This is a genomic window from Mesorhizobium sp. M1423 (assembly GCF_040317575.1).
Taxonomy (GTDB): Bacteria; Pseudomonadota; Alphaproteobacteria; order Rhizobiales; family Rhizobiaceae; genus Mesorhizobium.
Window position 1 is genome coordinate 103123 of record NZ_JAMYKU010000019.1, and the last position, 14098, is coordinate 117220.

General features: G+C 58.4%; 13 protein-coding genes and 1 pseudogene. 5 read left to right on the forward strand and 9 right to left on the reverse strand.

Annotated elements, in window-relative coordinates:
- Positions 1-12: 12 nt before the first annotated feature.
- From NKG95_RS22825 to NKG95_RS22865, 9 genes and pseudogenes are all read right to left on the reverse strand, one after another.
- Complete coding sequence (locus NKG95_RS22825) at positions 13-402, reverse strand: DUF1883 domain-containing protein (protein ID WP_353042611.1); 390 nt, start codon at positions 400-402, stop codon at positions 13-15.
- A 33-nt stretch (positions 403-435) separates the two neighbouring features.
- On the reverse strand, positions 436-966 hold the full coding sequence (locus NKG95_RS22830) for a Mov34/MPN/PAD-1 family protein (protein WP_353042612.1): 531 nt from the start codon (positions 964-966) through the stop codon (positions 436-438).
- On the reverse strand, positions 954-2726 hold the full coding sequence (locus tag NKG95_RS22835) for a ThiF family adenylyltransferase (protein WP_353042613.1): 1773 nt from the start codon (positions 2724-2726) through the stop codon (positions 954-956). Before NKG95_RS22835 ends, NKG95_RS22830 begins: the two co-directional genes overlap by 13 nt.
- Positions 2727-2936: 210 nt before the next feature.
- Positions 2937-3791: a formyltetrahydrofolate deformylase gene (gene purU, locus NKG95_RS22840; RefSeq protein ID WP_353042614.1), complete on the reverse strand. Its 855-nt coding sequence runs from the start codon at positions 3789-3791 to the stop codon at positions 2937-2939.
- 11 nt (positions 3792-3802) lie between these two features.
- Positions 3803-4731, reverse strand: a pseudogene (locus NKG95_RS22845) (electron transfer flavoprotein subunit alpha/FixB family protein).
- A 99-nt stretch (positions 4732-4830) separates the two neighbouring features.
- Positions 4831-6168: an NAD(P)/FAD-dependent oxidoreductase gene (locus NKG95_RS22850; RefSeq protein WP_502913975.1), complete on the reverse strand. Its 1338-nt coding sequence runs from the start codon at positions 6166-6168 to the stop codon at positions 4831-4833.
- Entirely contained in the window at positions 6168-7055 is an 888-nt protein-coding gene (locus NKG95_RS22855; RefSeq protein ID WP_353042654.1) for a dihydrodipicolinate synthase family protein, read from the reverse strand. The genes NKG95_RS22850 and NKG95_RS22855 overlap by 1 nt, the downstream gene beginning before the upstream one ends.
- A gap of 1 nt (position 7056) precedes the next feature.
- Positions 7057-8544, reverse strand: a complete 1488-nt coding sequence (locus NKG95_RS22860; RefSeq protein WP_353042616.1) for an aldehyde dehydrogenase — start codon at positions 8542-8544, stop codon at positions 7057-7059.
- 39 nt (positions 8545-8583) lie between these two features.
- Positions 8584-9285 (reverse strand): GntR family transcriptional regulator, encoded by a 702-nt coding sequence (locus NKG95_RS22865; protein WP_353042617.1) that lies wholly within the window; start codon positions 9283-9285, stop codon positions 8584-8586.
- Positions 9286-9395: 110 nt separating this feature from the next.
- Here NKG95_RS22865 and NKG95_RS22870 point away from each other — a divergent pair, with 110 nt between their 5' ends.
- From NKG95_RS22870 to NKG95_RS22890, 5 genes are all read left to right on the forward strand, one after another.
- The gene (locus NKG95_RS22870; RefSeq protein WP_502913976.1) at positions 9396-10427 is read left to right on the forward strand and encodes a GlxA family transcriptional regulator; all 1032 of its coding nucleotides are present in this window, start codon (positions 9396-9398) and stop codon (positions 10425-10427) included.
- A gap of 92 nt (positions 10428-10519) precedes the next feature.
- A complete protein-coding gene (locus tag NKG95_RS22875; protein ID WP_353042618.1) occupies positions 10520-12187 on the forward strand; it encodes a flavin-containing monooxygenase in 1668 nt (555 codons plus the stop codon).
- Positions 12184-12348 (forward strand): hypothetical protein, encoded by a 165-nt coding sequence (locus tag NKG95_RS22880; RefSeq protein WP_353042619.1) that lies wholly within the window; start codon positions 12184-12186, stop codon positions 12346-12348. Before NKG95_RS22875 ends, NKG95_RS22880 begins: the two co-directional genes overlap by 4 nt.
- A 32-nt stretch (positions 12349-12380) precedes the next feature.
- Positions 12381-13034: an SDR family NAD(P)-dependent oxidoreductase gene (locus NKG95_RS22885; protein WP_353042620.1), complete on the forward strand. Its 654-nt coding sequence runs from the start codon at positions 12381-12383 to the stop codon at positions 13032-13034.
- 36 nt (positions 13035-13070) lie between these two features.
- Positions 13071-14069, forward strand: a complete 999-nt coding sequence (locus tag NKG95_RS22890) for a LysR substrate-binding domain-containing protein (protein ID WP_353042621.1) — start codon at positions 13071-13073, stop codon at positions 14067-14069.
- The last annotated feature ends 29 nt before the right edge of the window (positions 14070-14098 follow it).

Below are 14098 nucleotides of genomic sequence, written 5' to 3' on the forward strand. Positions count from 1 at the left end.
ACGACATCATCCTTATCTTTCGGAAGCATGGGAGATGAACACCTCGTACTGGCGATTCCCGTCTGTGGATGTTCCCGGCGGCGAACTATCCCTGACCAGGGACGGAACAGAACACAGAGCTTCGCGCAATTCGGGTAGAGGCCCGGGCAATTTCCTGATGCTGGAACAAGTGCTGCCTTCAAGCCCCTGCATATCGACGGCTACATGCCAATGCACCGACTTGGGAACCTGCAGGCGGACTGGCTGCTTCGCAAGCCGGCCAATATACTGAGGTCGTTCTCCGCGCCCGTAATTGCTGCAGCTCGTCAAATCCAGCAAGCTTAGATTGGCTCCCGACGTGAACGTGATCTCGGCCCTCTGACCGCGAGAACACTGCCCCAAATCGCAATGCGTAAAATTCATCTCCCCCTCATCCTGTGTCGGCCAGAATCTTGATTAAGCTCTTACGATCTCCTCGCCTGTTTCAGAAGAGGGGCTCGTGTAGGCTTCGATAGTCGCTTCTCTCTCATCCAGAAATTCAAAGAGAAATAACTTGGTCCGCAGTTGGCAGAACCAAGAGTGCAAAGACCACTCACCCGGTTTGCCGCACATGAGCATCATGACGGGCCTTTGATTTCGCGCCGTCGGGGTTTTTATGATCGTTTTCAGGCATACTCGATCCGTCCAGCTCAGGCGGTTCGAAACGGCATCGGGGTGGCTGTGCCAGTCCCCGAGATACGTGTCCAACCTCCCGGAACGCTCATAGTGCTTCGCAATCTCCGCCTGTTGCCAGCTTTGATCAGGGAGAAAGCTGCTTCGCTCGTGAGATGCTCGGGGCCCGGCCGGGATCATTGCTGTTACGACGGCAACGTTGCTTTCGGCCCAGTATCCCATGAAGGTCCCACCCGTTTCCCGATCATACCAGAGGTCGGCATCGATATGCATGTCCTGCATGATCGCCCGAGGCACCCACACTATGGGTTGCATCCGCATTCCTTCATGGGAGGCAACCCATCCACCCGCCAAGACGGCGGCACCCGCTTGATGCCGTCATGCAATGTGAGGGTGTGGACCAAGGATTCCTTGAAGTCGGCTGGCTGCGAGAGAATGTCCACGGTCAACCGGACAGCTTCCAGCGACAATTCATGAAGATCGAATGAAGCCCCAATGAAGGTCAACTCGGCGCATCCAGCCGGCTGATTTAGCGCGGAGATTTCTCCTGACCCAGGAGCTTTCTCGATCAAACCTTTCGCATAGGCAAATTCGCGGCAGGTTGGACAGCCGGATTTCGGCTGATAGGCCGCAACGACGCCCCCCTTCAAAGAGAGCGTCCCGAAAAGAGAGATCATCGGCTTGCCGGCGGACTTGCAGTGATCGGCCAGCAAACGTGAGATTCCGGAAGAGGCCGTTGCATCGATGACGATGTCCGCCTTCCCAAAAATCGGCGGTAGAACTGAATGGTCTCCTCCGTTCCCGTCGGCGGCCGTGGCTATGCCTACGGTGTGATGGATCGCCTCGACCTCGACGCTCGGGTATTCGGATTCCACGTGGTGCTTGACGGCGGTCGTCTTTCGCATTCCCCAGGCCGTCGCACCAAGCGGCCATCGGATCGAGTTTCCTGGTTCGACGATATCATGGTCGATGACGGTGAGATGGGAACAGCCGTTGCGGGCAAGCTCGATCGCAACTGGGGCACCAATAGCTCCCATCCCGAAGATGGCAATCACCTTCTCCTTCAAGATGCCGACCGATGGAACTCGGGCGCCGATGTCTGAGGCCCCGGCGCGGAGCGTGGGAACTATGATCATGGAGGGGCTGGTCCCTCTCCGTCCTTGCTTTACAGCCCGGAACGACTTTGCTGGTCCGTAACGCAGTGGAAATAGCCAGGTGTCGCCGTCAACACGGTGGCTGAGTGCCGTCGATTGGACCGTGACGGACATCGAAATAGCGGGCGAGCCACTATTGATCACGTCCCCTCCAAAGGTAAGCTGGCCCTGCGCCTTCCGCCAACCCTCGGGCGATGGCGGCGCGAAACGACCTACGCGCCTCCACGGAAATATGCCCGTTACCTTCTTCAATTGAAGTCCGGGAGGAAGCGGAAATTTCCGGGCAGCTAGAACGGACCCGTCCTTCGCCTTGATTTCCTCGACCACACCCTGGAATCTAATTTTGTCGTCCATCTTTTGAAGGGAGTAAGACGACCGCAACGTGCCCTCCGTTTCAGCTCCTACATTCCAGGCAGTGTCGATCAACATATAGCTGCCGTCGACATAGCCATCGAATGCCGGGGCGAAGGCGTTCCACCAGAATTCCATCGGTTCGCCCTGTGGATCTTCCATGCCCGTACCATTCAGAGCGTTGGCGAGTTGCTTCTCCAGAAGTTTCGCCAATGTCCACTCGATGGACCACAGTCCTGTGTCACGGCCCAACAGGCAAAGGTTGCCGTCGGTCGGTGAGCAATGCTTGTGCGGAAAAGTTTCCGGGTTTCCTCGAAGGGCGACTTGCGGGCGCACGAAGGGATAGCTGTCGGGGAAAACTGCGCGAAGCTGGCAGACTTCCCCGGATGCCAGCGGCCATTCGAACTCGATGCTGAGCACCCCCTGTTTCAGTCGGTCTTCGTCGATTCGCAGCGAGTCTCGGGCGAAGAGTGCCAGGTCACGGAGTTCGAAATCCAGCCGTCCGACGCAGGTATGCTCCCAGTGGGGGAGCATACCTGTTTTCAGATCGCCGTAGCCTATCCAGGTCATCCTACTGGACGATCCGGGGGCTGAGGTGGGTCCTTGGGGCCAGGCGGAACGCCGGGCGGACGACCCGGAACGCCATCTGGCGGGCCTGGGACCCAGTCGGGGGGGCCCGGTGGGGTATGGCCTGGATTGCCGGGGATTGGGGGCCGTGCCATGTCGATTCTCCTTTGTGATTGGTCGAAGATATAGATTTTCACATCGCGGCGTTCTCCGCTAAGCCGAGAATACGATTGCTTTATTCCCGTTGAGCATAATCCGCCTCTCCAGATGCAGCTTGACGGCCCGTGCAAGGACCCGGCTTTCGATGTCGCGGCCGGTCGCCACGAAATCCTCCGCGCTCATCGCATGCGTTACGCGCTCAGTCTCCTGATCTATGATTGGACCTTCGTCGAGGTCGGGCGTCACGTAATGCGCGGTCGCTCCGATAAGTTTCACTCCGCGCTCATACGCCTGATGATAGGGTTTTGCGCCCTTGAAGGAGGGCAGAAAGGAATGATGAATGTTGATCATCTTGCCGAAGAGGCGAGTTGACAGGTCATCAGACAGGACTTGCATGTATCGGGCCAGGATTACGAGATCCGCGCCAGTTTCATGTACGAGACCTAGCAGCCTTTGTTCCTGCTCGGTCTTGTTGTCCTTGCATACCGGCCAGTAATGATAGGCGAGGCCCTCCCGCTCGGCGACCCCACGGCTGTCTTCGTGGTTAGAGACGATCGCGACCACGTCCGCGTTCAGCCAACCGACCTTGATTTGGTAAAGCAGATGAAGCATTGCATGGTCGAATTTCGACACCATTATGATGATCTTCGGCCTACGGCGCGCATCGACGGTGTGAACACACAAACCGAAGCGGTCGATTGCCCGTTTGAGCGCACGCTCGATTGATGCGGTCGAAAGCGAATCGTCTCCTTCAACGGCCAGACGCATGAAGAAGCGATTGCTGGTGCGGTCCCAGAATTGGCTGCTCTCAGCAAGGTTGGCACCGAGCACAGCCAGTTCGGTTGCGACGGCCGCGACGATGCCGGGCCGGTCTTCGCAGGTTAGAGTGAGAATCTGAAGTTGAGACATTGTACTTCGGGTCAAATCGATCTGGAGAGCTCGGGCAGGATAACGAAACGATCGCCGACGAGGCCGTAGTCGGCGACCAGGAAGATCGGCGCTTCCTCATCCTTGTTGATGGCGACAATGACCTTCGAATCCTTCATGCCGGCGAGGTGCTGGATGGCGCCGGAGATGCCGAGGGCAATGTAGAGATCAGGGGCCACGACCTTGCCGGTCTGGCCGACCTGCCAGTCGTTCGGCGCATAGCCGGCATCGAACGCTGCACAGGAAGCGCCGACGGGGGCACCGAGCTTGTCGGCGACGGGCTGGATGACCTCCTGCAATTTCTCCGAGGAGCCCAGCGCGCGTCCACCGGAGATGATGATCTTGGCCGAGGTCAACTCCGGAGGGTCAGTTTCGGAGAGCTGATTTTCAATGAAAATGAATAGACGCGGGTCGGCTGCCGCCGAGATATTCTCGACGGCAGCCGCATTGCCTTGGGAGGCGCTTGGAAACGAAGCGGTGCGCACGGTGATCACCTTCTTGGCGTCGGTCGACTGCACCGTCTGGATGGCGTTACCGGCATAGTTCGGCCGCTCGAAGGTGTCGGGAGAGATGACTTCGATGATCTCGGAGACCTGCGCGACATCGAGTAGTGCGGCCACGCGCGGCGAGACGTTCTTGCCCGACGAGGTCGCCGGCGCAATGATGTGTCATAGGCGCGGGCTATGCTGACGACTAGCGTCGCCAGTGGTTCGGCAAGGCGTTCGGTCAGTTCGTCGGCTTCGGCGAGCAGCACCTTGCTGACGCCCTTGGGCATGGCGGCGGCATAGGCAGCTCCCTTGGCGCCCTTGCCGGCAACCAGCGCATGCACGTCCGAACCGATCTGCAGCGCCGCCGAAAGCGCCTTGGCGGTCTGGTCGGAAAGCGTCGCGTTGTCGTGTTCGGCAATCAGAAGAATAGCCATGTTCTTGTCTCCGTTCCCATTTTCCAGCACGCCGGCTGTTCTCCCGTTGAGATACGGCCCACTCATGGGGTCGCGAAGCGAAGTCAGCCTTCAGAGGACCTATTCGCGTCCCGCGCGCCATTCTCTGAATTTTAGGTTCAATCGTGCGCCCACGTCGGTGAACGGTCGCGGGGGCAATGCTTGGGGCTTCTCAAACGAGCGGAATATTTCGCCGAGTTTGGACCGATGCCCAACCAAGAGTTCGGCCGTCGCGATGCCCGCGGCGGTGGACTTGGTCCCGCCTATGCCGTTGCACGCGCATGCCGCGAAGATGCCGTCTGCCACCTGGCCGAACAGCGGCACCGAATTCCGCGTGAGCGCCATTGCGCCGGCCCAGCGATACTGCATCTTCAAGTGACGATGATCAGGAAAGCGGTCCGCGAACTTGCGGTCATGGAGGTCGCCCGCACTCTTGATCGAGGCGGCGCCGACTTCGATCTTCGGGTGGTAGGTGTAGCGGGAGCGTATAAGAATTCGGTCACCATCGGCCCCATTGATACGCCGTACAGTCGTGCCCATCGGCGCCGCCGGTGTCGCTCCCCATTTGCGGTATCCGCCCAGCGCGGAGGAAGTGAACGGCTCGGTGAGCGACGCGTAAGTGAAGACGTGGAGAAGTTCACCGCTTCCAAACCCGAAGCTCTCCGCGTGGCCGTTTGTCGCCAGGATCACCCGCCCTGCCCTGACTTCCCCCTTGGGAGTCTTCACAGTGCAGCCGCTTGACGAGGCTTTTATGGACAGCGCGGCCGTCCGCTCAAACAGCCTGACGGGCTCCTGAAACAAATCTGCAATGGCCCTCACCAGCGCTGTAGGTTGCACTATGACCGCACCGGGCGTGAAGAGCCCGGACTTGAAGCATCGCGTGCCCGTGACTTCCGCGATGTCCGTAGCACCTAGAACCTGGTTCGGTTCGCCCAACGACTTGAGCGTCAAGGAGTATGCTGCAAGGTGCTCGGTGCCGGCATCGGTCATGGCCACGCTGTATTTGCCGCTCGGATCGAAGACGTCCTCGTCCCAGCCATGCTCTTCCGCCAGGCGGGCGTAATGTTGGATGGCCGTCCGCGCTACCAGGATATCGTTGTGGCTTTTGGCAACAGCGTTCACCCCGAAATTGCCCGACGAGATGTCATGGGGCAAATCAATGAGGAAGCCGGAGTTCCGACCACTGGCCCCGTTTCCGACCACGTCGGCATCAATGACGGCGACGGAAAGGTTCCGGTCGAGATCGGCCAGCCGAACAGCGGCGGCCAACCCTGCGAAGCCCGCGCCGATGACGACGACATCGACGGTGATGGCCTGATCCAGCTCGGGCGTTGGCGTCCTCGAAGGGAGCAACGCCGCCCAGCCGGACTCCACGCCATGGGCGGGAAGGCGACGCGCACGAAAGGTCTTACTGGTCATCATACCGCTTCTTGTTCAACCAGTGCGCCTAGCGCCGTCCGAAGCGCCGCAATGCGGTCCGTCGAAAGGGGACGGAACGGTTTTCTCGCGTTGCCGCAGCCATACCCTGTGAGTCCAGCGGCTGCATACACGCTTGGAACATACTCGCCGTCCCAAAGGAGGGACATGATTGGCTCCAGCAGCAGCCAGAGCGACTGCACATCGTCCCATCTCTTTTCCCGAGCGGCCCTGACGATCGCCACGCTGGTGCGTGGCGCAATGTTCGCGCCGCCCCAGATCAGACCAGAGCAACCGGCGAATAGGGAGAACGGGACGAGCGGATCGGCGCCGTTGATGACATCCAGGCCGGTGCCGATCAGCCTGATCTGCGCGACCAAGTCTCCGCTGCTGTCCTTGACGGCGCGGAATTCGGGCAGTTCGCAGAGTCTGCGGAGCAGGTCCGGCGTTATGCGTACACCGACCGCCTGGGGCACATTGTATCCAATGATGGGCAATCCGACCTTGGCAACCTCGGCGTAGAAGTCGAAGACGCTGTTGTCGTCCGACGGACCTTCGAAGAAGGGCGGGAGGATCATGACGCCGTTCGCACCGGAATCCTTTGCAAACCGCGTCCTTTCGACGACGTCGGCCGTGAGCAATGCCGAGGCCTGGGCAATCACCTTGGCCCTTCCGGCAACGATGCGCGCGCCACGTTCGATGAGGGACCTCGATTCATCTGGCGACAGGTAAACATGCATGCCTGTGCCGGAGCTGAATACGATTCCGTCGACGCCCGCGGCCAAATACCGCTCGATGAGTTCCTGGAAGCGGTCGAAGTCGATGCGCCCCTTCGAGTCGAACGGAGCCGTGATCGCGAGATTGAGACCGGAGAAAGCAAATGATGACATTTCAGAAACCTTCATTTGAGCTGCTCAGGTCGATCCAGAGCGTTTTGGTCTGGGTATACTGATCATGAGCGTGCAGGGACTTGTCGCGGCCGCCGAAGCCCGACTGCTTGTAGCCGCCAAATGGGGTTGCAGCGTCCCCCTCCCCGTAGCAGTTCACAGTGACGGTCCCGGCTTTGATCGCCCGTGCGGCCCGGAGCGCTCGTGTTCCGTCAGCCGTAAAAACTGACGCTGCGAGGCCATATTCAGTTTCATTGGCGAGGGAGACCGCTTCCGAGAGGGACTGCACCCCAATCACAGAGACGATTGGCCCAAAGATCTCTTCCCGGACGTGCTTGCTACGGTGGCGGTCGAATTCAATGATCGTGGGTTCGACCGTGGTCCCATTGAAGACCTTGCCGCCAGCCACAACCTTTCCCTCGCCTCCCAGATAGCCACTAACTTTCCCGAAATGGGTGGCAGAGATCAGCGGGCCGATGCGCGTGTCGGGATCAAGCGGGTCGCCTACAGTCCAGGATCTGGCGACTTCCGCCAGTTTTTCGATGAGGCGGTCCTTCACGTCATTGTGGACGAAGACTCGCGAGATGGCCGAGCAATTCTGGCCCATGTTCCAGAATGCGCCGTTGCCGATATGAGCGGCCACCGCGTCGAGATCGGGAACATCTTCCATGACAATGCAAGGATTCTTACCGCCCATTTCTAGTACGACTTCCTTCAAATTGCTCTCGGAGGAATACTTGAGGAAGCGGCGACCGGTCTCGGTGGAGCCGGTGAATGAAACAGCGTCGATATCGGGATGCCGGCCAATCGGTTCACCAACGTCCGGGCCGTCACCCGTCAGGACGTTAAACACGCCAGCCGGCAGGCCCGCGTCCAGAGCGAGTTCAGCGACGCGCAATGTGGTAAGCGAGGTCTCCTCAGCCGGCTTGACCACAATCGTGCACCCCGCGGCAAGTGCTGGCCCAATCTTCCATGCGAGCATGAGAAGAGGAAAATTCCATGGAAGAACGAGGCCAACGACACCGATCGGCTCGCGCACAATAAGGCCGAGCGACGCATCATTCGCTGGCGAAACCTGATCGTATATCTTGTCCACGGCCTCGGCATGCCATCTGAGGCTATTGATCGCCTCGGGCACATCAATGTTGATGCAGTCGCTAATGGTTTTGCCGCTATCCAGGCTTTCCATCAGCGCCAGATCGAGCGTGTTATCCTCGATAACGGACGCCAGCTTAACAAGCACCTTTTTCCTGGTCGCCGGAGGCAACTTAGACCAACGGCCGTCCTCAAACGCTAGCCGGGCGGCAGCGACCGCCTTGTCGACATCCGCCGCCGAAGCCGCCGGAAGCTCCGCCAGGACCTTGCCCGTCGCCGGGTTTATCGTCGGAAATGTTTTGCCGGACAGGGCGGCCGTTTGCTCTCCGTCCACGATCATCCTGTTCGGCAATTTGAGAGCGGCCGCCTGCGTCTTGTAGTCGACTTTGTTCAGCATTTCTGTTCTCCCACGTGTCCCACTGACACTAGCAGATGATTATCCCTCGAGTTCGCCCTGCATGCCGTTGGGCACGGCGTAGAGCGCTACGTCGTTTCGGAAAACTTCAAGATGGGCGCGCACCAGTTCGCCGGCCCGCTCTGCGTCCCTGGCTTCGATGGCCTCGATCATCTGGTCATGTTGCCGCGCAGCGGTTTCCTGGTCCGCCTGGATCCGCGGGCCGCCGTTTTGGCGATAGAAGATCTTTCCGATCCGGGCGTGATCGATGAGAAGCTTCTTGAGGCTGGGAAGCAGATAGGGGTTGTGTGCCATCTTTCCGATGTTGAGATGGAACTGGTGATTGAAGATCACCCTGTTCTCGACGTGGCCATCGGCAATGGACTGCCGGAATTTCTGCTGGGTGTGCTTGAGGACTTCGAGGTCCCCAGGCTTGTGGTTGACAGCGGCGAGCTTCGTCGTTCCGACGTAGATCATCGGAGCAACGATCAGAAAATCCCGAAGCGTCTGGTAAGACATTACGGATACGCGCGCAGCGCGGTTTGCCTCAAGATCGACGTAACCCTCGCCCGCCATCTGCCGCATGAGTTCGCGGACCGGCGGACGGGACAGGCCGAATTCCTCGCTGAGAGCGACTTCGTCGAGAACCGCCCCCGGCTCGAGCTGCATCGTCAGGATACGATGCACCAGCGTTTCGGCAAGAATGCCCTTTCGGTCCGAGGCGGCAGGTTCAACCAAGCTCATTGCGGCTCCTCAATTTTCATAATAGACATATTGTAGACAAGCATCATGAGTCAAGATAGGAAACGCCATAAGCGTTGACGCCTGAGGCATTTCCCAGGGTCTTCCAACGGATGGAGCCAGACACGGTGTTTCAATCCTCACCCCGGCGCAGACAGACAACGTCTGTCCGACTGAAGGTCGGGTTTGTCCTGGCCCGCTCCTTCACGTTGACCGCCTTCGCCATGTTTATCGACACGCTGAGACTCGCTAGCGATGAAACAGATAAATCGGGCCGCATCAACGCCGATTGGGAGGTCCTGTCCAACACCCGGCAGCCTGTGATGTCGAGCTGCGGCGTTCAGGTCTCGCCGACCTCGCCATTCCTTGATCCAATCGAGTTTGATTACATTGTCGTCGTCGGGGGACGGTTGACCCACGGGGTGGCGGTTGACAAGGAAACCTTGCAATATCTTCGTGATGCTGGGTCCAAAGGCGCGCGACTGATCGGAATCTGCACCGGGACGTTCATTCTGGCCGAGTCAGGTCTTATGGCCGCCCATGAGACCTGTGTGAGTTGGCTTCATTACGTCGACTTTCGAGAGCGCTTTCCGGGGTTAAAGGTTCGAGCAGACAGAATTTATAACCTGGACACGACCCGCGGGTCATGCGCAGGCGGCAGCAGCGCAGCCGATCTAGCGGCAGAGTTGGTGCGACAGCACATTGGCTATGCGGCCGAGCGAAACGCTCTGGAAGTGCTGCAGATCGACAAAGTTCGGAATGCGGAGAGCCTGCAATCGCGTCGGCCTCTGGCAATAGAGACAGATGACCCGAGGCTTCGAGCTGCTCTGTTTTTGATGGAGCAAAACATCGAGAACACCATGTCTGTTTCCAAGCTCGCTATGACATTGGGAATTTCTCGACGACAACTCGAACGGCTGTTTTTCAAACAGGTGAACAGCTCTCCTGCGCTTATCTACCGACGCTTGCGGCTGGAGCGCGCAAAGCAACTTCTTAGGAGGATCGATACTCCTTTGATCGAGGTCGCTCTGGGGGCAGGTTTTGAGAATGCCTCTCATTTCTCCAGGGTCTTCCGAAGGGCCTACGGCCAACCACCCAGCGTCTGGAGGCGGTCGGAACTTACGTCTGAGAGTGTTGGACCGTGAGCGTTGGAACAGCATGACTGGAGCCGACCCGCGTGTGCAACTCGGTGGGGCAGTTGTCCGTCATACCGTCTCACAAGAATTAGGAGCATCTCATGCAGAATACTGACAGTTTGGAACAGCGCTCCTCGATAGAGGCGCCTTCATTTGACGTGATCATTGTGGGTGCCGGCTTTGCCGGAATGTACATGCTTCATCTCGCGAGGGAACTTGGCCTCACAGCCACTATTCTGGAAACTGCGCCGGGCGTGGGTGGGACCTGGTTCTGGAACCGATATCCCGGGGCGCGGTGTGACGTCGAGAGCATGCAATACTCCTACTCGTTCTGCGAGGAGCTGCAGCAAGAGTGGAGCTGGAGCGAACGATACGCATCGCAGCCTGAGATTTTGAAGTATGCAAACCATGTCGCGAACAAATTCGATCTTCTCCGTGACATCAGATTCAACTCCCGAGTAGCAAGCGCAATTTTCCACGAAGGGGAGGATGTCTGGCAGGTTTCCACCGCTGGTGGAGAGCATTATCGTGCGAAATGGTGCGTTATGGCGACCGGCTGTTTGTCCGCTGCCCAGCGCCCGAACATCCCAGGCTTGGGTACATTCAAAGGCGAAATTTATCACACGGGAAATTGGCCCCAAGAGCCGGTAGATCTGGCCAGCCGGAAAATCGGCGCCATTGGTACCGGATCGTCGGGGATCCAGGTGGTTCCGGAACTCGCGAAACTGGCAAAACACCTTTACGTTTTCCAACGGACCCCGAATTTCAGTATCCCGGCGCGCAATCAGCCCATGGATAGCGCCTATGAAGCCGAGTGGAAGCAAAGCTATGCGGAACGGCGCATGGCGGCCCGCACGATGCCGGCAGGGATTTTGTCTGACATAGGTACCAAATCTGCGCTGGCCGTATCTCCGGAAGACCGCCTGCAAGAATATGAAAGACGTTGGGCTGCAGGGGGCACCGGATTCACCGGCGCATATTCCGATTTGCTCAAGAATGAGGACGCCAACAGCACAGCTGCTGAGTTCGTCCGGAAAAAAATTCGCGAGGTTGTCACAGATCCCGCTGTCGCTAACCTGCTGGCGCCGGTCCATCCGATCGGTAGCAAGCGCATCTGCGCTGATACAAACTACTTTGCAACGTTCAACCGGCAAAACTTGACCCTGGTTGACCTGCGCTCTAATCCTCTACAGGAGGTCTCGGAAAACGGCCTGACCGCGGGCTCCCAATTCTATGAGCTCGATACGTTGGTGCTCGCTACAGGGTTCGACGCCATTACCGGCGCGCTGAGCAAGATCGATATCGTCGGCCGCCAAGCCCTTACGCTAAAAGAGAAATGGCGGGACGGCCCGAACACATACCTGGGCCTGATGACATCGGGATTTCCCAACCTGTTCATCGTCACCGGGCCGGGAAGCCCGTCGGTGTTGACTAATGTGATCGTAGCCATCGAAGATAATGTCAAATGGATCGCTGATTGCCTGGCCTACCTCAAAACGCGAGGCGCAGAGACTATCGAAGCAACGGCCTCGGCCGAAGAAGGTTGGATGGAGCATGTCGGGCAGGCGGCTGAAGGCACGTTGTACACCAAGGCGAAGTCCTGGTACCTCGGCGTTAACGTGCCCGGGAAACCCGCCGTGTTTATGCCTTATGTCGGCGGGGTGCCGACCTACCAGAAGATCTGCGAGGAAGTAGCGACCGACGGCTACAGGGGCTTTGTTATCGAAGGGCGCTCGGAAAGCCTGCGTGCGCGCCAGGCGGTCGGATGAGCGGCGAGGTCGCAGGGAACGTTTGCGTCGATACCGGAGGCAGCCGAGGGATCGGTGCCGCGATCTGTGCGCTCTTTGCCGACCACGGCGGTAAGGTAATCAACCTCGATCTCGATCCGCCAGCAATTGAAGCCGGCATTCATTCTATCGTGTTGATGTGACGAGTGAACAGGAAGTCGTAGCTGTCGCACAAATGATCGCCCGCGATCACGGCGGCGTAGACATCCTTGTCAACAATGCGGGTATTGCCCGTATTGGGCCTAGCATGAGCTTCCTTCTCAAGGATTGGGAAGCGTCCTTCGCCGTTATGACCACCGGCGTATTTCTCTGCAGCCGTGAATTTGGGAAGATTATGCGCGGGCGCGGTGGCGCAGGCATTGTCAACATTTCGCCGATTAATGGGTTCTCCAATGTCCCAATGCGGCTCGCTTATAACGCGGCCAAGGCCGCCGTCATCTCAATGACCAAGGTGCTAGCCATCGAATGGGCCGGCTACGCGATCCGGGTCAACGCAGTGGCCCCAGGCATGATTGAAACAGAGATGCTCAGGAAGGCTATCGATGACGGCCATATGGATGTCGATGCCTACATGGACCAGTTGCCAATGCGCCGATTTGGCCAGCCCCGTGATGTTGCTGAAGCTGCTCTCTTCCTTGCGTCTGACCGGTCCAGTTACGTGACCGGGCAAGTCATCGTACCTGATGGCGGGTGGACAGCCTTCAACTGGATTCCATGGAGCGGCGACCCGGAAGTCCCACGTCAAGAGCGAAGAGACTGCCAAGGCCCATTCGGCACTCAGCGCCCGCGGCCGCATGCGACGCCTGGCGCGGCAAAAACTGAGGCCTGAATTTACTTCCATGTAGCCCTGGAGTAACAGTTATCTATGTCCAATTACCGACGGCTTCCGTTAAGCGCATTACGCGCATTTGAAGCTGCCGCACGGCATATGAGTTTTACCAAGGCTGCTAACGAGCTTTCGGTTACTCAAGCGGCGGTCAGTCGCCATATTCTGACGTTGGAGGACCATCTCGACATCCAGCTGTTTAACCGCGGGAACCAAAAGGTGTCGTTGTCGCCCGCTGGCGAGGAGTTATTTGAAGCTGCGACCTTGAGCCTCGCCCATATTGCAGCAGCCTTCGACAGTGTGAAGCGACGCGAGAAAGCCCGACGCTTGACGGTCGGCATGCCAATGTCGTTCGCAACCCTGTTCATGAGCCATCGAATTGGTGATTTCGTAGCGAACAACCCGGATGTCGACCTACACCTGGTTTCGCTTGAACGGAGCCCGGCCCCCGCGACGGACGGTTTCGATGTGTCCGTGGTTATGGGGTATCTGGCGCGCCCAGGCTTCACCGCAACGGAACTGTTTGGAGAGGAAGTCTTCCCAGTTTGCAGCAAGTCTTATCAGACCCATTCTGCGGGAATCCGTACTCCGGAGGACTTGGTAAACGAGGTCCTCCTTGTTATGGATGACCAGCATTGGTCCGCCTACCCATGGTCCCCTTTTGATTGGGTGCATTGGCTCGGACAGTTCGGGATCTCGTCAGACTTCAAGCGTATTATCACGTTCAACAACTACCCAACGATGATGCAGTCGGTGATCAGAGGCCATGGCATAGGGCTTGGCTGGCGTCATCTGGTCAGCGATTTCCTCAAAGAGGGGACGCTGATCCGGCCTTTGACTGAGAGCTGCCTCACCGGGCGAAAACATCATCTCGTCATCCCAGACACAGCCATCGAGCGGGAAGACGTTCAGATATTCCGCAACTGGTTGATTGCACAGGTCGAAGACCTTAATCCGCCGGCAGCGGCTGCAGACTCGATGGTGATTGGTCAGACCGAGGCAACTTCAAGCCAACAAGGCCTGCCGCCGCAGGATTAGCCATCGTCTGAGCAAATGCGGCAATGCGG